At 62.6% G+C, this 26007-nt stretch carries 28 protein-coding genes; 18 read left to right on the forward strand and 10 right to left on the reverse strand.

Features of this window, described 5'->3' with window-relative positions; translation table 11 throughout:
* Positions 1-45: 45 nt before the first annotated feature.
* Positions 46-261, reverse strand: a complete 216-nt coding sequence (locus tag DBIPINDM_RS20760) for a hypothetical protein (protein ID WP_258588961.1) — start codon at positions 259-261, stop codon at positions 46-48.
* Positions 262-583: 322 nt separating this feature from the next.
* Here DBIPINDM_RS20760 and DBIPINDM_RS20765 point away from each other — a divergent pair, with 322 nt between their 5' ends.
* Entirely contained in the window at positions 584-1483 is a 900-nt protein-coding gene (locus DBIPINDM_RS20765) for a DUF2865 domain-containing protein (RefSeq protein WP_258588962.1), read from the forward strand.
* Between the two features lie 126 nt (positions 1484-1609).
* Positions 1610-1846, forward strand: coding sequence for a hypothetical protein (locus DBIPINDM_RS20770; protein WP_258588963.1), 237 nt, complete (start codon positions 1610-1612; stop codon positions 1844-1846).
* A gap of 40 nt (positions 1847-1886) precedes the next feature.
* On the opposite strand, the gene DBIPINDM_RS20775 is transcribed toward DBIPINDM_RS20770, so the two are convergent.
* Positions 1887-2249: a hypothetical protein gene (locus DBIPINDM_RS20775; RefSeq protein ID WP_258588964.1), complete on the reverse strand. Its 363-nt coding sequence runs from the start codon at positions 2247-2249 to the stop codon at positions 1887-1889.
* A 183-nt stretch (positions 2250-2432) separates the two neighbouring features.
* Between DBIPINDM_RS20775 and DBIPINDM_RS20780 the strand changes: the two genes are divergently transcribed.
* The 7 genes from DBIPINDM_RS20780 to phoB all read left to right on the forward strand — a co-directional run bounded on the left by DBIPINDM_RS20780 (position 2433) and on the right by phoB (position 12344).
* Complete coding sequence (locus tag DBIPINDM_RS20780) at positions 2433-6608, forward strand: PAS domain-containing protein (protein ID WP_258588965.1); 4176 nt, start codon at positions 2433-2435, stop codon at positions 6606-6608.
* Positions 6609-7140: 532 nt separating this feature from the next.
* Entirely contained in the window at positions 7141-8196 is a 1056-nt protein-coding gene (gene pstS / locus DBIPINDM_RS20785; protein ID WP_258588966.1) for a phosphate ABC transporter substrate-binding protein PstS, read from the forward strand.
* 67 nt (positions 8197-8263) lie between these two features.
* Positions 8264-9247, forward strand: a complete 984-nt coding sequence (pstC, locus tag DBIPINDM_RS20790) for a phosphate ABC transporter permease subunit PstC (RefSeq protein ID WP_258588967.1) — start codon at positions 8264-8266, stop codon at positions 9245-9247.
* Positions 9248-9250: 3 nt separating this feature from the next.
* On the forward strand, positions 9251-10102 hold the full coding sequence (gene pstA / locus DBIPINDM_RS20795; protein ID WP_258588968.1) for a phosphate ABC transporter permease PstA: 852 nt from the start codon (positions 9251-9253) through the stop codon (positions 10100-10102).
* Positions 10099-10902 carry a phosphate ABC transporter ATP-binding protein PstB gene (pstB, locus tag DBIPINDM_RS20800; RefSeq protein WP_027053973.1) on the forward strand — a complete coding sequence of 268 codons (804 nt, stop codon included), beginning with the start codon at positions 10099-10101 and terminating at the stop codon, positions 10900-10902. The genes pstA and pstB overlap by 4 nt, the downstream gene beginning before the upstream one ends.
* 25 nt (positions 10903-10927) lie before the next feature.
* Positions 10928-11635 (forward strand): phosphate signaling complex protein PhoU, encoded by a 708-nt coding sequence (gene phoU / locus DBIPINDM_RS20805; protein WP_010911897.1) that lies wholly within the window; start codon positions 10928-10930, stop codon positions 11633-11635.
* A 19-nt stretch (positions 11636-11654) separates the two neighbouring features.
* Positions 11655-12344: a phosphate regulon transcriptional regulator PhoB gene (gene phoB, locus DBIPINDM_RS20810; RefSeq protein WP_032917568.1), complete on the forward strand. Its 690-nt coding sequence runs from the start codon at positions 11655-11657 to the stop codon at positions 12342-12344.
* Positions 12345-12556: 212 nt separating this feature from the next.
* Here the strand turns inward: phoB and DBIPINDM_RS20815 are convergent, their stop codons facing one another.
* Positions 12557-13801, reverse strand: coding sequence for an ROK family protein (locus DBIPINDM_RS20815; RefSeq protein WP_258588969.1), 1245 nt, complete (start codon positions 13799-13801; stop codon positions 12557-12559).
* Between the two features lie 269 nt (positions 13802-14070).
* Between DBIPINDM_RS20815 and xylF the strand changes: the two genes are divergently transcribed.
* The 4 genes from xylF (at position 14071) to DBIPINDM_RS20835 (ending at position 19213) form a co-directional block, all read left to right on the forward strand.
* The gene (gene xylF / locus DBIPINDM_RS20820; protein ID WP_258588970.1) at positions 14071-15111 is read left to right on the forward strand and encodes a D-xylose ABC transporter substrate-binding protein; all 1041 of its coding nucleotides are present in this window, start codon (positions 14071-14073) and stop codon (positions 15109-15111) included.
* Positions 15112-15254: 143 nt separating this feature from the next.
* The gene (locus tag DBIPINDM_RS20825; protein WP_258588971.1) at positions 15255-16607 is read left to right on the forward strand and encodes a sugar ABC transporter permease; all 1353 of its coding nucleotides are present in this window, start codon (positions 15255-15257) and stop codon (positions 16605-16607) included.
* 13 nt (positions 16608-16620) lie between these two features.
* Positions 16621-17421: an ATP-binding cassette domain-containing protein gene (locus DBIPINDM_RS20830; protein ID WP_258588972.1), complete on the forward strand. Its 801-nt coding sequence runs from the start codon at positions 16621-16623 to the stop codon at positions 17419-17421.
* Between the two features lie 151 nt (positions 17422-17572).
* Complete coding sequence (locus tag DBIPINDM_RS20835; protein WP_258588973.1) at positions 17573-19213, forward strand: CHASE domain-containing protein; 1641 nt, start codon at positions 17573-17575, stop codon at positions 19211-19213.
* An 86-nt stretch (positions 19214-19299) separates the two neighbouring features.
* Here the strand turns inward: DBIPINDM_RS20835 and DBIPINDM_RS20840 are convergent, their stop codons facing one another.
* From DBIPINDM_RS20840 to DBIPINDM_RS20865, 6 genes are all read right to left on the reverse strand, one after another.
* Complete coding sequence (locus DBIPINDM_RS20840; protein WP_023763747.1) at positions 19300-19545, reverse strand: YMGG-like glycine zipper-containing protein; 246 nt, start codon at positions 19543-19545, stop codon at positions 19300-19302.
* 83 nt (positions 19546-19628) lie between these two features.
* On the reverse strand, positions 19629-19955 hold the full coding sequence (locus DBIPINDM_RS20845; RefSeq protein ID WP_258588974.1) for a hypothetical protein: 327 nt from the start codon (positions 19953-19955) through the stop codon (positions 19629-19631).
* A gap of 131 nt (positions 19956-20086) precedes the next feature.
* A complete protein-coding gene (locus DBIPINDM_RS20850) occupies positions 20087-20263 on the reverse strand; it encodes a hypothetical protein (protein ID WP_258588975.1) in 177 nt (58 codons plus the stop codon).
* A gap of 114 nt (positions 20264-20377) precedes the next feature.
* A complete protein-coding gene (locus DBIPINDM_RS20855) occupies positions 20378-21406 on the reverse strand; it encodes a sensor histidine kinase (protein ID WP_258588976.1) in 1029 nt (342 codons plus the stop codon).
* A 191-nt stretch (positions 21407-21597) separates the two neighbouring features.
* Positions 21598-21762 (reverse strand): DUF1328 domain-containing protein, encoded by a 165-nt coding sequence (locus DBIPINDM_RS20860; RefSeq protein WP_027031438.1) that lies wholly within the window; start codon positions 21760-21762, stop codon positions 21598-21600.
* 203 nt (positions 21763-21965) lie between these two features.
* Complete coding sequence (locus DBIPINDM_RS20865) at positions 21966-22760, reverse strand: response regulator (protein WP_258588977.1); 795 nt, start codon at positions 22758-22760, stop codon at positions 21966-21968.
* 223 nt (positions 22761-22983) lie between these two features.
* Between DBIPINDM_RS20865 and DBIPINDM_RS20870 the strand changes: the two genes are divergently transcribed.
* A complete protein-coding gene (locus tag DBIPINDM_RS20870) occupies positions 22984-23187 on the forward strand; it encodes a NepR family anti-sigma factor (RefSeq protein WP_258588978.1) in 204 nt (67 codons plus the stop codon).
* A gap of 3 nt (positions 23188-23190) precedes the next feature.
* Positions 23191-23742, forward strand: a complete 552-nt coding sequence (locus tag DBIPINDM_RS20875) for a sigma-70 family RNA polymerase sigma factor (RefSeq protein ID WP_258588979.1) — start codon at positions 23191-23193, stop codon at positions 23740-23742.
* Between the two features lie 43 nt (positions 23743-23785).
* Here DBIPINDM_RS20875 and DBIPINDM_RS20880 read toward each other — a convergent pair whose 3' ends face one another.
* Positions 23786-24235 (reverse strand): response regulator, encoded by a 450-nt coding sequence (locus DBIPINDM_RS20880; protein WP_416361785.1) that lies wholly within the window; start codon positions 24233-24235, stop codon positions 23786-23788.
* 80 nt (positions 24236-24315) lie between these two features.
* Here DBIPINDM_RS20880 and DBIPINDM_RS20885 point away from each other — a divergent pair, with 80 nt between their 5' ends.
* The 3 genes from DBIPINDM_RS20885 (at position 24316) to DBIPINDM_RS20895 (ending at position 25999) form a co-directional block, all read left to right on the forward strand.
* Positions 24316-25077: a Crp/Fnr family transcriptional regulator gene (locus tag DBIPINDM_RS20885; protein WP_258588981.1), complete on the forward strand. Its 762-nt coding sequence runs from the start codon at positions 24316-24318 to the stop codon at positions 25075-25077.
* 125 nt (positions 25078-25202) lie between these two features.
* Positions 25203-25529, forward strand: a complete 327-nt coding sequence (locus DBIPINDM_RS20890) for a DUF883 family protein (RefSeq protein ID WP_010911880.1) — start codon at positions 25203-25205, stop codon at positions 25527-25529.
* 11 nt (positions 25530-25540) lie between these two features.
* Entirely contained in the window at positions 25541-25999 is a 459-nt protein-coding gene (locus DBIPINDM_RS20895; protein ID WP_258588982.1) for a hypothetical protein, read from the forward strand.
* Positions 26000-26007: the final 8 nt, after the last annotated feature.

Below are 26007 nucleotides of genomic sequence, written 5' to 3' on the forward strand. Positions count from 1 at the left end.
GCAAGGCTTTACGCTTCCGCCGGGCTGCTTTTCAGAACCAATTGCTCAATGGCTCAGTCGCCGAACCTCAGCATGCCGTGCCAAGTCCGGTGTCTCGAAGACATAGTCGCTCCAGGCCGATTCCGGGATTTGCCCGGCCAGATAGCACTCCACCAACAGGTTTTGCTCGGGATTGAGCGGTCGTGGCGCGCGCTCATGATCCAGCCCGAGAGAATGGAAAAAGTTCCGTGTCAGTTCCGATACCGTGAAGTGGATCGACATCTGCGTTCTCCTCTGCCCATCAACGCCGCAGTCAGGCAAAGGTTTCAGCGTCAGGCGCCGGTAACGCCGGATTGATCGGTCGCTGGGGCCATGGCCCGGCAATTTCGACAGCCATCGGTCTGGCCGCATTGTTTTCCGGTTCGTCTCAATCTTGAAATAAAAACGTAATATCGAATTTACAGGAGCCATTCTATTACACTAGATGAAAATCTGTTTCAGGCAGTAACTCTTTAAGTATTAGATATAGCTCATTTAGTCGAAGATTACCCAAGTCGAAAGAATGTGATTCCAGTCCGTCAGCAACAAGGACAATGTCGTCCCGATGATCCGTTTCTGGCTTCTCATGATGATCGCACTGGTGACGGTGGCCGCCTTTGCGCTCGGCACGACGTCTTCTTATGCGGATAGTTGCAGCGCGATCAGAGGTCAGTTGCTTTCTGGCGGCCGCGGTGGGGGCGTAAGCCCCGAACTGGCGCAACTGCGCCGCCAGCTTGCAGCGATCCAGGGCCTGGAGAGGCAGCGCAGATGCACGGCGCAAAGTGCCACGGGCGGCTTCTTCAACGCTTGCGCCGACCTTGCCAGAAACCGGACGGAGGTGCTGCGCCAGATCGCGGCCGGTTCCGGCCGGGACGTTTCGGGCCGGTTCGCGGCGCTCGGCTGCACGTCCGGGGCGAAGGATCAGCGCCCGGCGTCGAAGACCCAGTCCACAGCGGGCGGAGCAACATATGCCGGCAATACGATGCTGTTTTGCGTACGCCTGTCGGATGGATATTTCTTCCCCGCGCCAAAGTCGCAATTCGCCGGCAGCGACGATGTCAAGGATATGGCCGATCAGTGCCGTTATATCTGCGATGATCCGGCCGTCGATCTCTACACGCTGAGCGACGCCAGTCTGGAAACCGAAAAGATGGTCGCGCTTGATACGCGCAAACCCTATACCGAATTGCCGTCGGCTTTCCGCTACCGGGACGATGCCAATTTCAAGGCCTGCGACGTCAAGCGCTACTACCAGCGGGTCGCCGAACTGAGGGCAAGGACGGTGACGCCGACAAACATGACCAACGCCATCATTCCCCTGCCGCAGTCAAAGCCGGACGTCGGCAGTGTCGCGGCAATCCCGCAATCCGGGACAGAAGCCGCGGGTGCCGCTCAGGAGCAGTCGATCGAGGCCAGCAGGCGGCCGGTGCGCGTGGTTGGCCCGGCCTTCTTCCCGGCTGAATGAGCGCCCCTCTCTGCGCATCCATCGGATAACAGGTTGCCGCGGGCTGTCATGGTGCAGCCTTCTATAGGACCCATCTGGAACAGAGGGGCGTTCACGGCGTTGTGATCGACAGCCAGGAGAAACGCCATGGCCACGTTCAGGGAAATGCGGGTTCTGGAGATCGTCGAAAGCGGCTCTCTGACCAATGACGAGAAGGTCGCCGAACTGCGTGAGATCGAATCCGAGGCGCGCGGCCTGCAGCGGGCCGCGTCGGAGAGTTCCATGGGCGATGATGACGGCTGGCAGGACGATCTGCGCCAGGTTCGCCTCGCGCTCGACAAGCTCGGAGCGAAGGAACCGAAGAAGGGCGCGGCATCGCTATAGGGCCTGTCCGCCATAAGGCTCGGCGGGTTGCTTTCCAGATTTAGTCGCAGACCATGCGAACCCGTTGGCCCGGCGCGCTTACGTTCCTGCACGCCAGTTGTTTTTCCGGATCCGAGGGCGGCGGAGGCGGCGGTGAAAATCTCGTCTGGTGTCGTCTGTGCATGGCAGGTTTCAAAACCCTGCGTTCGGAAAATCGTCCTGGCGGCTGTGGCGGCGGTGGCGGCACCGGAAAGGCGCCGTTGTTGGTCTGCGGCGCGTAGTCGATATTGGGTGGCGGCCGGTCCCAGAAGCGCCTGGCGTCGAGCGGCCGCGGAATGATGACCGTGCCGTCATAGCTGCGCGAACAGCCACTGCCGAAAAGCAGCACCACGCCCAGCAAGAAAGGCCCTATCCGTCCAATCATAAGCAACACCCCTGCACGGGCTTATAACGCGGCCTTGGTCCACCCGACAACCGGACGGAATAACGCAGGAGGAACGTGGTGGTTGCGCAATTAAGGTTAGCGGATCGTTAATGCTTCTCGGGCACATTCCGTCGACGAACCGCGGAGGGAGGGTTCGACCTTGATTTTCGGGGTGGGGACAGTATGGCGGAAGCGGACGAAGCAATCGGCGCGCGCGGCAAGCGTGGACCCGGCAAGGCGGTGCATCGCGGAGACGCGCTACCGCACGCGGATATGGATTCGACCGATGCGCTTCGCCAACTGGTCGAGGCAGGCTCGGACTGGATCTGGGAGACCGACGCCGAACTGCGCTTCTCCTGGCTTTCCCCCAGCTACCAGGCGGCCACCGGTATCGATCCGGCTGATGTACTTGGCCGGTTCCGCTTCGATTTCCTCAGCCAGGTCCTGAAAGGCAACCACAGCGCGGCAGCGCATCTGGAGGATCTGCAGGCGCACCGGCCCTTTCGCGACTTCGTCTACGAACTGAAGGGGGGCGGCGCCGACTGCCGCTGGGTGCTGACGTCAGGCTTTCCACGGTTTGACAGCGAAGGAAAATTTGCCGGCTATCGCGGCATGGGCCGCAACGTCACCGCGCTGGCCAGCGCCTTCGAGACCGTGGAGCAAAACCCGTTGTCGGGCAGCGAACCCGACCGGCATCTTGCCGATCTCGAACGGACGATGGACGCCATGCACATGGGCGTCGTGCTTCTCGATGCCAAGCTCGACACACTGATCGTCAACAAGGCGTATCGCGACCTGTCCAGGATTCCGGACGGTGCGGTGACCGTCGGCGCTCCGTTCAGTCAGTTGATGGAACTCAACCGCCGCAATGGCATTTATGGCGACATCGACGAACAGCAGTGGCAGCGCTACCTCGCCACCCGTATCGAGGAGATTCGCGCCGGCTCCGTCGCGCCACGTGAATTTGTCCATGCCAACGGCAGGACGATGATGTTCTCGGTGACGGCGCTGTCCGGGGGCAAGCGGTTATTGACCTACTATGAGGTCACCGAACTCAAGCGTCGCGATGCCGAGATCGAAAGCGCCAACGCCAAGATCGCCGAGACCTTCGTCAACCTACGCACCATGGTCGATGAGATGCCGATCGGCGTTCTCGTCCTCGATGCCGATATGCGTGCCGAAGTCATCAATCGCGCCTTCTATGACTTCTGGAGGATCGATCCGGGCCGAGCCGGGATCGGCTCGGCCTTCCGAGAATTGATGGAGGCCAGCCGCGCCATCGATCCCTACGGCGCCGATGAAATTGCCTGGCAACGTCACACCGCCGAGCGCGAAGCCGAAATCAGGGCCGGCGTCGCCGGTTCCAGGCAATTGCCGCACAATGACGGGCGCACGCTTGTCGCATCGCTGGCGCCGCTGCCCGGCGGCAAGCGGCTCATTTCCTATGTCGACGTCACCGACATGAAGGGCCGTGAGACCGAGGCACAGGACGCGCGCAAGCATCTCGCCAGCGTGCTGGAATCACTACCGGCCGGCGTCATCATCTACGACCGCGACGACAAGTTCGTCTTCGCCAACCACAAGCTGCAGGACTCGCTGCCGGCGCTGAAGCCCTTCTGGCAGCCCGGCCGGACCTTCCGCGAGGCGCTGGAATTCGGCCATTCGGTCGGCTATTTCCGCTCGAGCGGCGATGCCGGGATCGACAGGTTGTACGAGGCCGATTCCGAACGCTGGCTCGACAGCATGCTGGCGCGCTACCACCTGCCAAATTCTTCCTACGAGCGCCTCAATGCCGATGGACGCTGGTACCAGGTCTACGACATGCGCACCGATGACGGTACGTTCATCGGCGTGCGCGTCGACATCACAGACATCAAGAGTCGCGAGGCGGCGCTGCGCGACTCGATGCGCCAGATCGATCTGTTCCGGCACGTCATGGACGAGTTGCCGGTGGCCGCCTTCATCAAGGCGCAGGATCTGAGCATCGAATTCGTCAACAAGGCCTGGTGCGCGATCACAGGCCTCGCCAAGGAAGACGTCATCGGCCGCACCGACCGCCAGCTGTTCGGCGCCGAGGAGGCGGAAGGCTACAGCCATGACGACACCGATGTCGTGGTGACCGGCGCTGTGCGCGAGGTCGAGGAGCCCGTTACCCATCGTGACGGCACGGTGCGGCAGTTGATGACACGCAAGAGCCGGCTGGTGGCGATCGACGGATCGGTGCATCTGGTTGGTTCCAGCACCGACATCACCGACGTCAAGGCGCGCGAGCGGGCTCTGGAAGAGAGCATGCGCGAGAACGAGGTGTTCCGCAGCCTGATCGACAATGTGCCGGTGTCGATCTACGCCAAGCGCTCCGATCTCAGGCAGTTCTATGTCAACAAGGGCTGGTGCGATCTGACCGGTCTCAGCAGGGAAGATGCAATCGGCAAGACCGACATCGAGATTTTCGGGGAGGACGGCGAGGCTTTCGTGGCCGGCGATCTGGCCGTGCTGCGCACCGGCGACACCCAGGAGATCGAGGAGACGGTGCGGCTTGCCGACGGCAGCATCAGGCATCAGTTCGCGCGCAAGGGCGCGATGATCGCGTCGGACGGTTCGCTCTACCTGATCGGATCGACCACCGATATCACCGAACTGAAGATGCGCGAGGCCGAACTCAGCGAGGCGCGCCAGCGCGCCGTGCTCGCCGACCGCGCCAAGTCGGAATTCCTCGCCAATATGAGCCATGAGATCCGCACGCCGATGAACGGTGTGCTGGGCATGGCGGAACTCCTGGCCAAATCCAATCTCGATCCGAAGCAGAAGACGTTCACCGACATCATCGTCAAATCGGGCAACGCGCTCCTGACCATCATCAACGACATCCTGGATTTCTCCAAGATCGATGCTGGCCAGTTGGTGCTCGATCCGGCGCCCTTCAACCTTGCCGAGGCGATCGAGGACGTGGCGACGCTGGTGTCGACACGCGCCAAGGAAAAGGACCTCGAGCTCATCGTGCGCATCGAGCCGAGGCTCGAAAGCCTGTTCATCGGCGATGTCGGCCGCATCAGGCAGATCGTCACCAACCTCGTCGGCAATGCGGTGAAATTCACCGATGAGGGCCATGTGCTGGTCGACGTGACCGGCGAGAGGGTCCCGACCGGAACCAGGCTGACGATCTCGGTCACCGACACCGGCATAGGCATCCCCGAGGAAAAACTGAAACTGGTGTTCGAAAAATTCAGCCAGGTCGACACCTCCTCGACAAGGCGGCACGAAGGCACCGGGCTTGGCCTTGCCATCACCTCACGGCTGGTCGAGCTGATGGGTGGCACCATCGGTGTCGAGAGCGCCGAGGGCAAGGGCTCGACCTTCTGGTTCACCGTGACACTACCCAGGGCCGGTCAGCAGAACGGGCAGCGCATCATGCCGGTGGACGTGACGGGCGCACGCGTGCTGATCGTCGACGACAATGCCGTCAACCGGGCCATCCTGACCGAGCAGATGACGTCGTGGACGTTCGATTCCTGCGCGGCCGAAAGCGGCGCCGAGGGCTTGAAGGTGCTGATCGCCGCCGCCGCCTATGGCGTGCCTGTGGATTGCGTCGTGCTCGACTACCAGATGCCCGAGATGAGTGGCGCCGAAATGGCGCGCATCGTGCGCAATACCGAAGGCCTCGCCGACACGCCGATCATCATGCTGACCTCGGTCGACCAGTCGCTCGCCAACACCAGCTACCGCGATCTCGGCATCGATGCCCAGCTGATCAAGCCGGCGCGCTCCTCTGTGCTCCTGGAAACGCTGGTCGCGACCATCCAGCGCCATCGCCACGCCACGGACGGCTACGCCGCGCAGCCATCCGCAGGCGAGGCGCTCGATGCTCCTCAGCGGCCGCCGTTGGCGCTGTCCGAACAACGGGCGCAATTGCAGCCGCCGCCGATTCGTCCCAGGCTTCCCGCCACTGGCGATGGCGGACACAGGCTGGACATCCTCGTGGCCGAGGACAATGAGGTGAACCAGATGGTCTTCACCCAGATCCTCGGTGAGACCGGCTACGGCTTCGAGATCGTCGGCAATGGCCGCAAGGCGCTCGACGCCTTCGGCAAGCTCAATCCGTGCATGATCCTGATGGATGTCTCGATGCCGGAGATGAGCGGGCTCGAGGCGACCGCCGCGATCCGCCGACTGGAGCAGGAAACCGGCACGCATGTGCCGATCGTCGGCGTCACCGCGCATGCGCTCAAGGGCGACCGCGAACGCTGCCTGGAGGCGGGCATGGACGACTATCTGCCCAAGCCGATCAGCCCCAGAGCCCTGCTGGAGAAAGTCGAGCGCTGGATCGGCGCCGGCCGCCAGGTCCAGCGCAACGCGGGATAGCATCGCGCCGCCGGGTTCGAGGTATCCGGAGAGGCAAGCCGAGGGAATCAATCGCGGATTTGCTGCTACCCCTGCGTGCAATGACTATGGTGCGATCGCACCATATCAAAGGCGGTGCCGAGCCGGGACAATGGCAAAATCGAATTCCGCCCTTGCAGTTACGGGCGGGAGCAGCGACCGCCGGCAAGAGACAGCGTCAACCTACCCCAACGGACCTGTTTTTGGCGATGGCCCGGCCATGACACGCTCTGGCCTTGAGCAACGCGCTCCCGTCCGGATTTTCTTCAGTTGGGAAAGCCCCGTCGAATCCGGCGGCGGCTCCAGCCGATGAATGGCCCAAGTCACTGATTCCGGGGGCAAACTCGGATCAGGCCACGACCACCCAACGCCACCGCCTTTTCCAGTGCCGGCAACGCGTTACCGGGCTGACACGAAACTGTCATGCGACTGTTATAATCGAAGGCTATTGGCCTCAGCGGGCGCTGGTTAGGAATGGCGCCGAGAGACCATCTTCCGAACAGGAGCAGGCCACATGAGACATTTCATCCGCTCGGCGGCCGTTGCGATCGCAATGGCTACAGCGTCTACCTTCACCCTTTCCGCAGCAATGGCAGCTGACCTTTCCGGCGCCGGCTCGACCTTCATCTATCCGGTGTTCGCCAAGTGGGCCGACACCTACAAGAAGGATACCGGCATCGGCCTCAACTACCAGTCGATCGGTTCCGGCGGCGGCATCAAGCAGGTCATCGCCAAGACCGTGACTTTCGGCGCCACCGACAAGCCGATGTCCGATGCCGATCTGGAAAAGAACGGCCTCGTGCAGTTCCCGATGGTGATGGGCGGCATCGTGCCGATCGTCAACCTCACTGGCGTCAAGCCGGGCGAACTCGTCCTCGACGGCAAGACGCTCGCCCAGATCTATCTCGGCGCCATCACCACCTGGGACGATGCCGCGATCAAGGCGCTGAACCCCACCCTCACCCTGCCGTCGACCGCGATCGCCGTCGTGCATCGTTCGGATGGCTCGGGCACCACCTTCAACTTCACCAACTATCTGGTGAAGCTCTCGCCCGACTGGAAGGACAAGGTTGGTTCGGACACCGCCGTCGAATGGCCGACGGGCGTCGGCGCCAAGGGCAGCGAAGGCGTTGCCAACACCGTCAAGCAGACGGATGGCGGTATCGGCTACGTCGAATACGCCTATGCCAAGCAGAACAACCTGTCCTACTCCAAGATGCTGAATGCAGCCGGCAAGGTCGTCGAGCCGTCGCTCGAATCCTTCGGCGCTGCCGCTTCGAATGCCGACTTCAAGACTGCCAAGAACTTCAACGTCATCATCACCAACGAGCCCGGCGACACCACCTGGCCGATCGCGGCTTCCACCTGGGTTCTGATCCACAAGGCTCCGGATGATGCCGCTGCCACCGGCGAAGCCCTGAAGTTCTTTGCCTGGGCCTACAAGGACGGCAAGGAAACCGCCAAGGCGCTCGACTATGTCTCGATCCCCGACAGCGTCGTCGACCTGATCAAGGCTTCGTGGAAGGCCGACATCCAGGCCGACGGCAAGCCCGTCTACGCCGGCGAGTAATATCCCTTGAAGGAGCGCCGCGCCCGCGGCGCTCCTTTTCCTTCAATTCGAAAGAGCCGAGCTTGACATGAGCGCTGTCCAGGAAGCCTTGCCAGCCGTCAGAAGTTCGCGCGATGCCACCGTTCGACGGTTCGCGCTGACCGACTCGATCTTCCACGGAATGACCCGCGCTGCCGCAATCTTGGTGCTGGTCCTGCTCGGCGGCGTCGCGGTCTCGCTGTTTGCCGGTTCCTGGCAAGCCCTGTCGACCTTCGGCTTTTCCTTCCTGACCAGCGAAAGCTGGAACCCGGTGACCGAGAAGTTCGGTGCCCTGGCGCCCATCTACGGCACCATCATCACCTCGGCCATCGCCATCCTGATCGCCGTGCCGCTCGGCATCGGCATCGCCATCTTCCTCACCGAGCTTTGCCCGCGCCCGCTGCGGCGCCCGATCGGCATGGCGGTTGAATTGCTGGCCGGCATCCCTTCGATCATTTACGGCATCTGGGGCCTGTTCGTCCTGGCACCGTTCCTGCAAACGACCGTGCAGCCCTTCATCATCAACGTGTTCCATGGCGTTCCCGGTCTCAACAGCCTGTTTGCCGGCCCGCCCTATGGCATCGGCCTGCTGACCTCGTCGATGATCCTGGCCATCATGGTGCTGCCCTTTATCACCTCGATCACCAAGGACGTCTTCGACACGGTGCCTCCCGTACTGAAGGAATCGGCCTACGGCATTGGTTGCACGACCTGGGAAGTGACCCGCCGCGTCGTCATTCCCTACACCCGGATCGGCATCATGGGCGGCGTCATGCTCGGCCTCGGCCGCGCTCTCGGCGAAACCATGGCGGTGACCTTTGTCATCGGCAACGCGCACCGCATCTCGACCTCGCTGTTCGCGCCGGCAACGACGATCTCCGCGACCATCGCCAACGAATTCACCGAAGCGGTCGGCGATCTCTACACCTCCTCGCTGGTGGCGCTCGGCCTGATCCTGTTCGTCATCACTTTCCTGATCCTTGCCATCGCACGCTACATGCTGATGCGCATCGACGCCCGCACGGGAGCCTGACCGATGTCGACAGCCACGTCGCTTCACCAGAGCCGCAAGCGCAAGAATGGCGTGATGATGACGCTGTGCGTCGTCGCCGCGGGCATCGGCCTTGCCTGGCTGGCGCTCATCCTCGGCGCGCTGCTCTACAAGGGCCTCGCCGGTGTCTCTCTCTCGGTCTTCACGGAAATGACGCCGCCACCCGGCGATGCCGGCGGCCTGCTCAATGCCATTTACGGCAGCATCGTGATGACCATCATCGGCATCATCGTCGGTACGCCGATCGGTGTGCTGGCCGGCACCTACATGGCTGAATACGGGCGCTTCTCGAAGCTCACCACTGTTGTGCGTTTCATCAACGACATCCTTCTGTCGGCGCCGTCGATCATCATCGGCCTGTTCGTCTATGAGCTGATGGTGCGGCCGATGGGGCATTTCTCGGCGATCGCCGGCGCTGTCGCGCTCGCCATCCTGGTCATCCCGGTCGTCGTGCGCACCACCGAGGACATGCTCAACCTGGTGCCCAACGCCTTGCGCGAAGCCGGCACCGCGATCGGCGCGCCGCGCTGGGTGGTCATCAAGTCGGTCGCCTACCGCGCCGCACTGTCCGGCATCGTCACCGGTATATTGCTGGCCATCGCCCGCATCTCTGGCGAGACGGCACCGCTTCTTTTCACGGCGCTGAACAACCAGTTCTGGTCGAGCAATCTCAACGCGCCGATGGCCAGCCTGCCTGTCACCATCTTCCAGTTCGCTCTCAGCCCCTACGAGGAATGGCAGCAACTGGCCTGGACCGGCGCACTCATAATCACATTGACGGTTCTCGCGCTCAGCATCTTTGCGCGCAGCCTGACCGGACGCAGAGAGGACAAATGAGCCAGATGTTGTCTCCAGACATGACGATCGCCGCCGAGGCGGTGGCCAAGGCCAAGATCGAGGTCAAGAACCTCAACTTCTACTATGGCCAGTCGAAGGCGCTGAAGGATATCACGCTGTCGCTGCCCGAGCGCAGCGTCACCGCCTTCATTGGCCCGTCGGGCTGCGGAAAGTCGACGCTGCTGCGCGTCTTCAACCGCATCTACGAGCTTTATCCCAAGCAGACCGCCGAGGGCCAGGTGCTGCTCGACGGCCAGAACGTTCTCGACCGCTCGCAGGATCTCAACCTGCTGCGCACCAAGATCGGCATGGTGTTCCAGAAGCCGACGCCGTTCCCGATGTCGATCTATGAGAACATCGCTTTCGGCGTCAGGCTCTATGAGAAGATCAGCAAGGCCGAGATGGACGGCCGTGTCGAGCAGGCGCTGAAGCGCGCAGCACTGTGGACCGAGGTCAAGGACAAGCTCAATGCCAGCGGCCTCAGCCTGTCTGGCGGCCAGCAGCAGCGGCTTTGCATCGCCCGCACGGTGGCGGTGAAGCCGGAGGTCATTCTGCTCGACGAGCCGGCCTCGGCGCTCGACCCGCTGTCGACCGCCAAGATCGAGGAGCTGATCGACGAATTGCAGGCCGACTACACGATCGTCATCGTCACCCACAACATGCAGCAGGCGGCGCGTGTCTCGAAGCAGACCGCTTTCATGTATCTGGGCGAACTGGTCGAGTTCGACAAAACCGAGAAGATCTTCACGTCGCCTCGCGAGAAGCGCACGCAAGACTACATCACCGGCCGCTTCGGCTGATCGCACGCATACGAGGACCAGGATCATGGCCGAACACACAGTTGCAGCCTTCGACGAGGATCTCGGACAGATCAGCAGGCTGATCAGTGACATGGGCGATCTCGCCGGCTCGATGGTCGGTGGCGCCACCAAGGCGCTGCTGAATTCCGACAACGCTCTCGCTCAGCGCGTGGTTTCCGACGATGCCATCATGGACGCGCGTCAGCGCGAGCTCGACGACCGCGCCATCACGCTGATCGCCAAGCGCCAGCCGATGGCCGATGATCTGCGCCATGTCGTCGGGTCGATCCGCATGGCCGGCGACCTCGAGCGCATTGGCGACCTTGCCAAGAACATCGCCAAGCGCGTCGGCACCGTCGGCCTCAGCGCCACGCCGCGCGACCTGTCGCATTCCATCGACGCCATGGCACAGCTGGTGCTGATCCAGGTGCAGGGCGTGATCGAAGAGTATGCGGCGCGCGATGCCGCGGCACTGGCGAAGCTGCGCGCCGACGACGAACGCATCGACGTCAAATACACCTCCGTCTTCCGCGAACTGCTGACCTACATGATGGAGGATCCGCGCAACATCACGGCTTGCACGCATCTGTTGTTCTGCGCCAAGAATCTCGAACGCATCGGCGACCACGTGACCAACATTGCCGAAAACGCCTACTATGTCCTGACCGGCACGCAGTTGCCCGCCAATCGTCCCAAGCAGGACGAGACGGCGATGTCGGCGCCCGCGGCCTGACGCAAGAGGTGACCAATCGATGATCGCGCCACGCATTATGGTGGTGGAGGATGAGGAGCCGCTGGGGGTGCTGCTCCGTTACAATCTTGAATCCGAAGGCTACCAGGTGGAGGTGGTGCCGCGCGGCGACGAGGCTGAAATCCGCCTGCAGGAGAACGTGCCCGACCTTCTGGTGCTCGACTGGATGGTGCCGGCGGTGTCCGGCATCGAACTCTGTCGGCGCCTGCGGATGCGGCCCGAGACCGAGCGGCTGCCGATCATCATGCTGACCGCGCGGGGCGAAGAAAGCGACCGCGTACGTGGGCTCTCGACCGGCGCCGACGACTATCTGGTCAAGCCGTTCTCGACGCCGGAATTCATGGCTCGCGTCAAGGCGCTGCTGCGCCGCGCCAAGCCGGAAGTTCTGTCCAGCGTGCTCAAGGTCGGCGACATCGTGCTCGACCGTGAATCGCACCGGGTTTATCGCAAGAAGAGCGAGATCCGGCTCGGGCCGACCGAGTTCCGCCTGCTCGAATTCATGATGCGTCATCCCGGCCGCGTGTTCTCGCGCAGCCAGCTGCTCGACAATGTCTGGGGCGAGACGATCTATATCGACGAGCGCACCGTCGACGTGCATGTCGGCCGGCTGCGCAAGGCGGTCAACAATGGCCGCATGCCGGACGTGATTAGAACCATTCGGGGCGCCGGCTACGCGATCAGGGAAGATTAGAGCCTTGGCGCGGAAGCGTTGATAGGTTGAATGTCTCCACTCCCGGGTCACACGCATTGATGATTGGCTGAGACGCTCATGACCTCGTCATCCTATGGCGGAGCAAGGAGCGAAGCGACGCCACCATTCCTCAGAGTTGATGACGAAGCTGAGAGGCTTCTGCCAATCTCCAAAGTCGGCGATGGTCTACGGCATCAATGACGGACGTCAGCTCAGGCTACGTTCTTTCCAACGCCTGACTTACCCTGCACCCCCGGCGCGAAAATTTCCTGGTCGACGAAGGTCAGTGCGCGCATGGCGCAGCCTTCGCGGATCAGCGGCAGTTCGTTCGGCTCGGTGTCGAAGGAAATCGATTTCGAGTGCTGGCCGCCTGCGGTCTGGGCGATCGCCTCGCGCAGTGCCGGCTCGATCAGGTCGAAGGCGGCGGCGCTGACGCCGACCATGGCGACGGGTGCGGGATCGATCAGCGCGAACAGGCTGCCGAGGCCATAACCGAGTGCCTCGCCGGCCCTGCGGTAGGCTTCGCGCTCGGGGCCGTCCCGTTCCCGCGCCGTCGCGGCGAGCGCCCGCATCTGCGCGTCGCTGACATCGGCGACCGGCTCGGTGTCCTCGCTGAGCTGCCTGGCGTTGCGCCAGATGGCGTAGTTGCCGGCATAGGCCTCGACGCAGCCGCGGCGTCCGCAGCGGCAGAGCGCGCCGCCCGGCCGATGGATCATGTGGCCGAACTCGCCACCAGAGGAATGGGTGCCGGTAAACAGCTCGCCCTTCAGCACCAGGCCCATGCCGATGCCGTGCGACAGAAGGATGGCGATGAAGTCGTCGCGGTAGCGCTCCGGATCGCGCCAGCGCAGCGCCACCGCCATCATGTTGCAGTCGTTTTCCATGGTGGCGGGGATGCCGAACTCGGCCTCGAGTATGTCGGCGAAGGCGATGTCGGTCTGCGGTGTGATCGGCGACCACAGCATCGAGCGGGCCTCGGTGTCGGTGATGCCCTGGATCGCCAGCGCGATGCGGGCGACGCTGCGCACGTCGATATCGGGATCCTCGAGGCGCCGTCGTACGATGGCGACGCATTCACCGATCAGCGCCTCGCGCGACATGGTCAGCGTGTCCAGCCGGCGCTGTTCTTCCGATACCACCTGGCCGGCATAGTCGATGACGGCGACGGAGAGGAAATTCAGCGACAGCACCACGGTCATGACAGCCGCGGCCTCCGGATTGAGGCCGAGGCCAACCTGTGGCCTGCCGCGTTTCAGCGCGCCGGCTTCGCTCGGCTTGCCTTCGGCCAGGATGCCTTCGCCGATCAGGTCGGAAGAGATCGCCGATATGGTCGAATGGCTGAGGCCGGTGGTCGCGGCAATCTCGGTGCGCGAGGGCCGACCGGCCCGGCGCACGGCCGCAATCACCATCGCGCGGTTGCGCCGGCGCAGATCGTCGTGGCGGATTCCGACCGACATGTTTCCCACATCCTCCCGGTCGCCGCGGTTCTTCCTGCCCCTCGAACGCTGCCGACGACACGCCCAAATAGTGGCAGAAGCGGCCCGTCCTGTCATTTATTTATTCCGGGGCTCGAAAAAAATTCGCAGGGACATCAAAATCCATCAGAATCGTTGTTGACAGCGTTCCGGTGTTGGCTCAGTGTTTTTTCGAGGCTCGAAAAAATAGAGCCTCTGTGCCGGCCTTAGGGCCAGTTTGGTCGCGCCATACGCGGCGCAGGGAGGATATCATGAAGAGATTCACGGCCGCCATCCTGGCGGGTGTCGCCATGTCGCTGACGCTTGCGTCGGTCGCGCAGGCGAAGGACAAGGTCATCGGTGTTTCGTGGTCCAACTTCCAGGAAGAGCGCTGGAAGACCGACGAAGCCGCCATGAAGAAGGCGATCGAGGCCGCCGGCGACAAGTACATCTCCGCCGATGCGCAGTCCAATCCCGGCAAGCAGCTTACCGATGTCGAAAGCCTGATCTCGCAGGGCGCCAATTCGCTGATCATCCTGGCGCAGGACGCCTCGGCCATCGGTCCGGCCGTGCAGAAGGCGCTGGACGAAGGCATTCCGGTCGTCGGCTATGACCGCCTGATCGAGAACAAGGACGTCTTCTACCTGACCTTCGACAACAAGGAAGTCGGCCGCCTGCAGGCCAGTGCGGTGTTCAAGGCCAAGCCGGAAGGCAATTATGTCTTCATCAAGGGCTCGGGCTCCGATCCGAATGCCGACTTCCTGTTCTCGGGCTCGATGGAAGTGCTCAAGGCGGCCATCGACAGCGGCAAGATCAAGAATGTTGGTGAGGCCTATACGGACGGCTGGCTACCTGCCAACGCCCAGAAGAACATGGAGCAGTTCCTGACCGCCAATGACAACAAGGTCGACGCTGTGGTCGCCGCCAATGACGGCACCGCCGGCGGCGTCGTCGCGGCGCTGACGGCACAAGGTCTCGCCGGCACCGTGCCGGTCTCGGGCCAGGACGGCGACCATGCCGCGCTGAACCGCATCGCGCTCGGCACCCAGACCGTGTCGGTGTGGAAGGATGCGCGCGAACTCGGCAAGAACGCCGCCGAGATCGCCTCGCAGCTGGCCGATGGCAAGAAGATGACCGACATCGCCGGCGTGAAGGACTTCACGACGCCTGGCGGCAACACCGTCAAGTCGCTGTTCCTGACCCCGGTCGCCATCACCAAGGACAATCTCAAGGTTGTCATCGACGCCGGCTGGATCAAGAAAGACGAAGTCTGCGCGGGCGTCGCCGCCGGCAGCGTCGCGGCCTGCAACTAAACGTCGCAATACTGTTCGATATCGACGCCGCGGCCCAAAAGCCGCGGCGTTTTCTCAAAAAGATTTGTATTTCCGCATCACGCGGATAGCTTCTAGGCTGGTCTCGGCATCCGCGTCAGACGGCAAGCCGGTGGGAGGAAATCATGACCGACACGACGTCCAACCCGCAGGTCGACACCGCGCGTGCGTCGGAACTCGGCGCGCTGGCGCGGTTCCTGAAGGCAACCGAGATCGACACCCGCATGCTCGGCATGGTCGGCGCGCTGCTGATCATCTGGATCGGGCTGCACGTGATTTCCAGCTTGCGTCTGGGCGTCAATCCGCTCGATTTCGACAGCCGCACCTTCCTCACGCCGCGCAATCTGTGGAACCTGTCGGTGCAGACGTCCGCCGTCGCCATCATGGCCTGCGGCATGGTGCTGGTCATCGTCATGCGCAATATCGACCTGTCCGTCGGCTCCGCCGAAGGCGTGATCGGCATGATCATGGGCTTTGCGCAGGTGCATTTCCTGGTGCGGTTTGTCGGGCTTGAACTCGGCAATCCGTGGATCTGGGTCCTGGCACTGGTCATCGGCCTCGCGCTCGGTCTGCTGATCGGTGCCTTTCAAGGTTTCATCATCGCCTATCTCGAAGTGCCGGCCTTCATCGTCACGCTGGGCGGGCTGCTGATCTGGCGCGGCGCCGCCTGGTGGGTCACGTCAGGCCAGACCGTGGCGCCGCTCGATGCCACCTTCCAGCTGATGGGCGGTGGGCCGGCAGGATCGATCGGGGCAACATGGAGCTGGGTGGTCGGCATCGTCGCCTGTCTGGCGGTGGTGTTTGCCCTGTTCAACGGACGCGTGCAGCGCAAGCGTTTCCGCTTTCCGCTGCGCCCGATCTGGGCCGAGACGCTGCTCGGGGCGGTCACCTGCGCCATCATCATGGGCGCTGTCTGGCTCGCCAATTCGTATCCCTGGCCGGTCGGCATCGTGAACCGGTATGCGGCGGCCAACAACATCACGGTTCCCGAAGGCGGTCTGTTCATCGCCCACGGCATTGCGATCCCGGTGCTGATGGCGATCGCGGTCGGGCTGATCATGACCTTCGTTACCAAGCGCACCCGTTTTGGCCGCTATGTCTTCGCCATCGGCGGCAATCCGGAGGCTGCCAATCTCGCCGGCATCAACACGCGCTGGATCACCATGAAGGTGTTCATGATCATGGGCGTGCTGGCGACGATCGCCGCCGCGATCTCGTCCGCCCGGCAGAACTCGTCGACCAATGTGCTTGGCACATTGGATGAGCTGCTGGTCATTGCTGCGGCCGTCATCGGCGGCACGTCGCTCGCCGGCGGTTCGGGAACGATCATCGGCGCCATGCTCGGCGCGCTTTTGATGCAGTCGCTGCAGTCCGGCATGGTGCTGCTCGGCGTCGACTCGCCGCTGCAGAGCATCGTCGTCGGCGCCGTGCTGGTCATCGCCGTCTGGCTCGACACTGTTTACCGCAAGCGCGTTTAGGGGAGGCATCGCCATGATTGACAAGACTGCTCCTGCAGCCACCGCGCTGGTTGACATGCGCAACATCTCGATCGCCTTTGGTGGTATCCGTGCCGTTGACGATGCCTCCGTCGATCTTTTCCCGGGTGAGGTGATGGCGCTGCTCGGCCATAACGGCGCCGGCAAATCGACGCTGATCAAGATCCTGTCCGGCGCCTACAAGCGCGATGCCGGCCAGATCTTCGTCAACGGCGAGGAGGCTTCGATTTCCAATCCGCGCGATGCCAAGAAATACGGCATCGAGACGATCTACCAGACGCTCGCTTTGGCCGACAATGTCGATGCCGCCGCCAATCTGTTCCTCGGCCGCGAGCTGATGACTGCTTGGGGCACGCTCGATGATGTTGCGATGGAGGCCGAGGCGCGCGAGGTGATGGGCCGGCTCAATCCGCGCTTCCAGCGCTTCAAGGAGCCGGTGATCAAGCTGTCTGGCGGCCAGCGGCAATCGGTGGCGATCGCACGCGCGATCCTGTTCAACGCCCGCATCCTGATCATGGACGAGCCGACCGCGGCCCTTGGCCCGCAGGAAACGGCGCAGGTCGGCGAACTGGTCAAGCAGCTCAAATCCGATGGTATCGGCATCTTCCTGATTAGCCACGACATCCACGATGTGTTCGAACTGGCCGACCGGGTCTGCGTCATGAAGAACGGCCAGGTCGTCGGCACCGCGCGCACCACCGATGTCACCCAGGACGAGGTGCTCGGCATGATCATCCTGGGCAAATGTCCTCCGGGCGCCATTCCCGGGCCGGGCGCGCTGAAGATCGCGGCCTGAGGCCTGCCGGCGGCCCGGTATGGGCTGCTCGGGCATGGCTGGTTGCCGCTCACGTGATATGCCAGTGATCGCGATGGCTTGGCCTTGCCATTGTGTTGGCCCGGCGACTTGCCCATAAAGGTCCGGTATTGCTCATGGACCGCATCATCCGTTGAAGAAACTTTTTCCGATTGTCGCGTTCATCGCCGTTGCGCTGATCAGCATGACCATGGCGGGGTTCGCCTATTTCGCGACGCAGGAAGCCTCCCGCATCAAGTTCGAAGCGGCTGCCGACGACGCCCTCAACCGGATCGAGAGCCGGATCGACCTGCATTTGTCGCTGCTGCGCTCGACACAAGCCCTGTTCGACGCCCGCAATGGCGATATCTCCCAGAGCGAGTTCAAGGCGTTCTTCAACGCGCTGGATGTCGACAACAATTTCGCTGGCCTGCGCGGCATTGGCTTCCTCGGGCTCGTCAAGACGGGCGACGAAGCGGCGGTCGAACGCGACATCCTTCACGATTTTGGCGCCAGCCATCCGGTCTATCCGGACACGACGCAGCCCTGGCGCGCGCCCATCATGCTTTTCGAGCCGCTGGATCCGTCCAACCAGGCCAGCATCGGCTACGACATGTTCAGTGAACCGGTGCGGCGCGCGGCGATCGAGAAGGCAATGGCCGATGACCAGCAGCACGCGAGTGGGCTGGTGCAGCTGGGCCAGGGCACGGGTGCGACACAGACCTTCACCGGCTTCCTGGTCCTCGTGCGGCTCAATGTCGAGACCGCGCCGGAGGTCATCAACGCATCGCGATCCTCGACTGCGGGCTTTCTCTACGCGGCCTTCCGGGCCCGCGACCTGTTCCAGATCGCACTCAGCCGCGCGCCGCTGCTGCCGGTCAACACCGAGATCTATGACGGCGCGGTGAACGGCGACAATCTGTTGTTCCGGTCGGAGACGCCGCCGGCTTCATCCTTTGGCGACCGGCTGCTGGTCACCCGCAAGATCACGGTGGCCGGCCGGCCGTGGACGGTGCTGTTCAGGCCGACCAGCGCCTTCTCGCAGCCGTCGTCGCGCGCCATACCGGTGATGCTGGGGCTGTTCGGCCTGCTGGCGGCGGGCGCCATCGCGCTGGTGGCGCGCTATCAGGAGCGGGCCTATGAGGCGGCATCGCGCCTGCACGAGACGACCGAAAAGAGCTTGCTCGAAAAAGACCTGATGCTGCAGGAGATGAAGCATCGCATCAAGAATTCGATCACCAGGGTGCTGGCGATCGCGCGGCAGACGGCTTCGCGGGCGACCGACGTCAACGAGTTTTCGGCATCCTTCTCGGCCAGGCTGCAGGCAATGGCCGCCTCCCAGGACATGCTGACGCGCTCGCGCTGGCAGAAGGCCGATCTCGCCGACCTCCTGCGCATCGAGCTTGGCCAGGTGTTCGGCAAGGACCTGCCCGAGGGTCTGCTGTCGGGGCCGGAGGTGCTGCTCGACGAGACCACGACGCAGGCGCTTGGCCTGACCTTCCATGAATTGGCGACCAATGCACTGAAATATGGCGAAGCCGGCAATTCCGCCAATTCGCTCAGGAGTGACTGGGCGCTCAAGGTGGACTGGTCGGTGGAAGGGCGTGGGCGCGAGCGGACGCTGGCGCTGAACTGGCGGGAGGCCGGAAAGAAGAAAGTCAAGGCGCCGGCCGAGACCGGATTCGGCACCAAGCTGATCGACCTCAACGTCACGCGCGAGCTGCGCGGCACGATCAAGCGCGATTTTCAGGCCGATGGTCTGAAGGTGGAAATACGAATTCCGCTCACGGGCTGACGGCGAACAGCAATGGAACGCCCATACGTGCAAAATCCGGGGGCCGGCGAACCGGCCTCCGGATCGAAGTTTCGACTATCGCCGAATCAGTTGCAGCGGGCCGTGTAGATCCGGCCGTGGCGGTCGCGATACTGGCAATAGCCGTTCTGCAGCTTGCGCACCAGCAGGCCGGAACCGGCACCGACAGCCGCACCGATCAGCGCGCCCTTGCCGCCGCCGACCAAGCCGCCGATGCCGGCGCCAATCAAGCCGCCGCCAACCACGTCCTGCTCGGTCGAGGTGCAGCCGCTGAGAGCGGCCACCGCAACCATGGCAATAATCATCTTCCGCATAGAGTCACTCCTCACTTTGTGTCCACACTTTGGTAAGCTCCAGCAGCCATTTAGCATGAAATGACGGCCTTTGCTGCTGCAATTTATTGTTGGCCAAGATAGTCTTTTTCTGGGCGCATTGCGTTGGATGCCATGACCAGGCTGGAAATTGCAAGAGAGGCCTCAAGGTTGCCATCGGGACGCACATTCCAGACGATCTGGTCGTAGTCATCCTCGAGCGCGGGGTCGACAGCGAGGCACTTGGCGACGATATGCTGCGCCTGCCCTTGTACGTCGCCCATGGCGAAGGGACGTTCGGCAATGCATTCGTCGGCCGTTGCGAAAACACTGACCGGCACCTGCAGCTCACGGCACTCGGTCATCGAGTTGGTGCAGCCGATGACCAGCAACAATGCAGCGATGTGTTCCATGGCGACATGTCCTCTCGCCACAATAACGGCCCACATCGGCCAAAAGTTCCTGAGAGGTCGGTGTGACACGCGAATAATGCCGCTGCAGCAAGCGGTTAAACACCGCGCACTATTGCCGGCAGGGATTTCGGTCAGGTCAGCTGGAACAGGGCGATGAGGAGAATTGTCGCGGCCGCCGCCAGGACGATGCCCCACAGCAATGTGTGATGCGGCGGGGAAAGCGGTTGCGCGTATATTTCGGGATCCTGAAATTCGCCCATCGAAATACGGGCGGCCTGTTCCAGTCTGTTCATGTCGGCGACTGTCAAGCATTCCTCCCCACACCGTGCCGCAACCCGGCGGATTGCGGCGGTATCTGGGGAAAACAGCATCCGCTCTTATGGTGAACAGCCGGTTAAGGATCGTCGCTTGCTGCAGGCCGCTCACTGCGTCTCGAAATTGCTGTGCGGGACGACAAGGCGGTATTCAAGGTGGCCGTCCGCGATGTCGAGGCTCGCGGTTCCGCTGAGCGATGCTGGCACCACCCGCTCCAGCGCGACGCTGCCGAAACGTTTTTGATTCCGACCGCTATTGGTTCCGATGGTTTCGGCCCATGTCAGCGACAGGGCAACTTCGCCAGCGGCGGTGTTGAGATTGGCGGTCACTTCGACGAATCCATCCGGCCGGGACAAGGCGCCGTAGCTGACCGAGTTGACGGCAAGCTCATGCATCGCCAAGCCGATATGCAGCGCGGCATTGGGATTGAGATAGGGGTTGGCGCCCCGGAAGCGAAGGCTGTGCGATGTGTTCGTCCCATAGCGGCCGACCTGGCTTATCACCAGTTCATGAAGGGCCGCACCGCGCCAGTTCGAGGAGGTCACCAGATCCTGGGAGGAGGCCAGCGACTGCAGCCGGCCGCGAAAGCGTGTCAGGAAGTCGCCGATGCCGTCGGAATAGCGACCGGTCTGGGTCGCGATACTCTGGATGATCGCCAGGAGATTCTTCGAGCGGTGGCTGACCTCGCGCAGCAGCGTTGTCAGTGTCTGTTCGCGCCGCTTCTGCTCGGTTGTCTCGACCATGGTGGTGACGACACCTTGCACGTCGCCGGCGTCGCCCCGGTCGGCATCGACCCAAATCTGAAACCAGCGCACGCCATTCTCGACCGGAACGCTGATCTCAAGGCGCTCTGGATTGCCGCTCGCAACCACGTCGCGCTTGGCGACGCTGATGCGGTCGGCCTGCGCCACCGGCAGAATGCCATTGCCATCGGAATTGTCCGAGGCCCAGGGCGCACGCATGTTGCGGGCCCATACAGTTTTCATTTCGCGATCCTGATAGAGGACGGAAATGCCGGCGTTGTGCAGTGCGTGGAGAAGAGCCCGGCCAAGCTGCATGCCACTTTCTGCCGGATGCAGGGCGATGACTTCGTCGCTCCGTGCGCCTTCCGTTTTATCTGCAGTCCTGGAGCGCATCGGTTGATCTGTCCACCCAACTCAGGCTGAACGGCTCACTGTGAAATGGGTTCCCAATGAAATTTCCCGGGAAAGCTGCCTCCTAAAGCGGTCCGCCGGACGGTGTCCCTTTGAAGGATACCGCCCGGCGGTGGCTGGAAACCGTTTGAGGGGTGCGGCTTCCAGTGTTCGCTCGGAGAAGCACGTTCGCGTCACGCCCGTTTGAACAGGCCGGCCAGAAGCGAAATGACCAGGAAAGCGAGAAAGATGAAGAACAATATCTGCGCTATCCCGGCAGACGTGCCGGCGATGCCGCCGAAACCAAGCGCGCCGGCTATGATCGCCACGACGAGAAATACGAGCGCCCAGTAAAGCATGGTTCATCTCCTTCCGAATGGTGCGATGAAAACGTGGGTGGATGCGGTTTGTTCCACCATTTGCCGAAAAAGGCGATGCTTGCAAATGGTTCGGGCGGAGCCCCTCGAAATTCTCGGCTGATGGACCCGGCTGCCAAAAGGCCGCCCGATGCATCGCACCGGACGGCCTTTGATGTCGGGTATTTCTGCCGGAAGCAGCGAGACTATGCGGCGGCCTTCGCCTGACGGTCGAAGAACAGCGCCTGGCTGATCAGCGCCTTGACCATGTCGGGATTGAACGGCTTGGTCACCAGGAAGGCCGGTTCGGGGCGCTCGCCGGTCAGGAGGCGCTCAGGAAAGGCGGTGATGAAGATCACCGGCACGGAGGTTGACGACAGGATCTCGTTGACCGCCTCGATGCCCGAACTGCCGTCGGCGAGCTGGATGTCGGCCAGCACCATCTTCGGCCGCGTCTTGCCGAACATCGTCACCGCTTCGGCGTGTGTGCGCGCCGTTCCAACGACACGATGACCGAGGCTCTCTACCATCTCTTCTATGTCCATGGCGATCAGCGGTTCGTCCTCGATGATGAGCACGTCGGTCGCCACCTGGCGGGAAATCTCATTGCTTGCCTGGGCAAGCAGCTCGGAGAATTGCTGGTCGCCGACGTCAAGGATCTCGGCCGCCTCGTCCTCGCTGAAGCCTTCGACGGCAACCAGCAGGAAGGCCTGGCGGGGAAGGGGCGCGATCGCATTGAGATTGGCGGCGGCGCGCTGCTCCCACGCCGATTGTGCCTGCTCCTGCGGCACGCGGATGGCGATCGAGGTGAAGAGTTTGGCGAAAACCTTGTACAGGGCGATACGGTCGCTCGAGGCCTCGGGGAAGATGTCGATGTCGGCGATGATGGCCTCAAGCATCGCGGCGACCAGCGCGTCGCCGCTCTCTTGCGATCCCGAGACGGCACGCGAGAAGCGGCGCAGGAACGGCAGGTGCGGTGCGATGGTGGCGGATAAACTCATGATAGGACGTCTCCCTCAGAATGACGTGATTGCACGGATTGCAGGTCAAGCTGATTGCAAGCCCCGCTAATACAACGCGGGTTTTCCGAAAAAGTTCCGCCCGATATGGAACGAATAGGCGGGAACGGCGTTTGGTGTCGGGATGGGCAACCAGAACAGGGTGCCGCTTGCCTTGTGTTGAGTTGAATATGAGCGGCCTGAGTGCTGGGAATATAAGGGCGAAATGAAGGATATGACGAAAGATATTTTGACTGGCGCCGCGGGCAGGCGCCGGAACGGTGTCGGCGACCCCCTGGGGCCGAACTCCGAAATCGGGCGCAAACTCAAACAATATTATGACGAGCTGGTCTCCGACGATGTGCCGGATCGCTTTGCCCAGTTGCTCAGCCAACTGGAACAGACCGAACCCGCACAGAAGAAGGACTGAGGCATGGCAGCGGTCTCCCAAGGCTTCAAGACCGATCTGCTTGGGGCGATCCCGAGCTTGCGGGCCTTCGCCGTGTCGCTGACGCAGAATGCCGACAAGGCCGACGACCTCGTTCAGGAAACGCTGGTCAAGGCCTGGGACAAGCATGAGAGCTTCCAGCCCGGCACCAACCTCAAGGCATGGCTTTTCACGATCCTGCGCAATGAATTCTATTCGCAGATGCGCAAGCGCGGCCGCGAGGTGCAGGACAGCGACGGCATCATGACGGCCAGGCTTGCCGTGCATCCAGCCCAGCACGGCCAACTCGACCTCAAGGATTTTCGTGGCGCCCTCGAGCAATTGCCGGAGGATCAGCGCGAGGCCATCATCCTCATCGGCGCATCGGGCTTCTCTTACGAGGAGGCCGCCGAAATCTGCGGTTGTGCGGTCGGAACGATCAAGAGCCGCGTCAGCAGGGCCCGCACGCGGCTACAGGAAATCCTGAAGATCTCCGGCGAGGACGAATATGGTCCCGATGCGATCTCGGTTCAGGTCACGGGGACGGCGGCGCACTGACGTGAGGTCTGGATAACGGGATCGGGATGCGGCCGCATCGATCTCATCCCGGAGAACCACGTTCATAGGCCAGCGCCACCGCTTCGACGAGATCTTCGCCTGAATAGGGTTTGGTGACCAGCCTTACCCCCGGAAAGGACGCCTTGATCTCGTCCGCATCCGAATAGCCGGAAGCAAACACGAAAGGGACGCCTGTTTCACGCAAGCCGGCAGCGAATTCGAGCGTCGAGGTGCCGCCCAGCATCAGATCGACGATGGCCGCGTCGAAACGCGTTGCGACCTTTCGGCCATCGATCTCGGCAAGGTCGCGGGCGACCACCACCTCGCCGGCCCCGTGGTCGCGGCAGAGCTGCTCGACATCCATGGCGATGAGGAACTCGTCCTCCAGGACAAGAATTCGCAAACCGTCAAGCAAGTGGGGCACAGGCAATCGCTCCTTGAAACGCCGGGAGTCATGATCGCAATTCGGCGCGCTGTCATTTAAAAAAGACATGTCACCAGCGGCGGAACCCGATCCCCGGCAAAGCGTTTGAAACCGGCCTGCCGAGCGGCAGGCTTTCGAAGGGGGTCGAAATGCCAGGCCAGAATGCACGTTCTTTCGCAAGCCGCCAATACCCTTGCGAGAATTGCCCATTGCGGCCCCTGCCGGTCTTCCGGGAATTCGAAAAACAGGAACTCGCCTTCATCAGCACATTCAAGAAAGGGGAACTGGCGGTCGACAAGGGCGCCACGGTCGTCGTGGAAGGAAGCCACAGCGCCCACCTCTACACCGTGCTGTCCGGCTGGGCTTTCCGCTACAAACTGTTGCCGGACGGCCGCCGACAGATCCTCAATTACCTCATGCCCGGCGATCTCATCGGGCTGCAAGGCAGCGTCATGGGGGAAATGCAGCATTCCGTCGAGGCCTTGTCGCCAATGCTGCTGTGCGTCTTCGAGCGCGACAATCTGCATGAACTCTACCGCAACCATCCGGGTCTTGCTTACGACATCACCTGGATCGCGTCGCGCGAAGAACGCATGCTGGACGAGAACCTGCTCAGTGTCGGCCGCCGCAGCGCGATCGAGCGCGCCGCCTACCTTATCGCCTTCATCGGCAGCCGCGCCAAGGTCGTCGGACTGAACGGCAAGAAATCCATCCAGATTCCGATCACGCAGCAGCACATAGCCGATACGCTTGGCCTCTCGCTGGTTCACACCAACAAGACGATCCGCAAACTGATGGACCGCAAGCTGATCCTCTGGCGCGATGGTGGTTGCGAGGTCGTCGACAATGAAGCGCTCAAGTTGCTCGCCGGCTGGGAAGGGCTGGGCGAGGGACGTCGCCCACTGATCTGAGACGCACCTCTCGCCATGGATTGGCGATTGGTGCGTACGCGCATGTTTTCGGCTAGTTTGTTCCGATGCCGGAACCTTGAGACGCAAGGCGCGTTTGAAATCGAGCAATCACAAGGAGTTAAGCAATGGCAACCGCCACAGGGAAGACCGCCAACGAAGCGCGGGCGAATTCGGACCTCGAAGCCGACATCCGACAGTTGAAGGCCGATATCGACAAGCTCACCAAGCAGTTGGCCAAGACCGGGGAACATGGCTATGGCACTGCCCGCCGCGCGGCCACCGAGGGCGTCGAGCAATTGCGCGCGCAGGGCGAAGCTGCGTTTGACAGCCTTCGCGGCAGTGCCAAGGACATCGAGGCGCAGTTGCTGGCAAATGTCCGCGAAAAGCCGGTGACGTCGCTGGCGATCGCCGCCGGCGTCGGCTTCCTCTTCGCGCTGCTTGCGCGTCGCTAGTTCCGCGCCAGATGGGTCTGCTGGCATCCCTGCTCTCGGGTTTCGCCTCGGGTGAAACCGTGGCCGCCATACGCCGTGCGCGCACGGCGGCCATCGTCTATGCGCTTGCCGCGCTGGCGGCATTCTGCGGTCTCGGCTTCCTGGTCGGGGCAGCCTACATCTGGGCCGCGGCCCGCTATGGATCGTTCGCGGTGGCGCTTGGTTTCGGTGTCGGCTTTCTGGTGATCGCCGGCCTCGTTCTTCTGATCCATCGGTTGATGTCCGGCGCCCGTGCCCGCCGCGCGGCAAGGCGGCGCAAAGCCGACATGAAGGCGCTCGGCATCACGGCCGCACTCGCCGTGCTGCCGGCATTGCTCAAGGGAAAAGGTGGCCTCGGTGTCATTCTGGGCCCGGCCGTGGCGCTCGCCGCCTATGCCATCTACCGTGAGAATGTGAAGCCCGACGATCCGGATGCCGGGGAGGGGAAATAACGTCGGCG

It is taken from the genome of Mesorhizobium sp. AR02 (assembly GCF_024746835.1).
Lineage (GTDB): Bacteria > Pseudomonadota > Alphaproteobacteria > Rhizobiales > Rhizobiaceae > Mesorhizobium.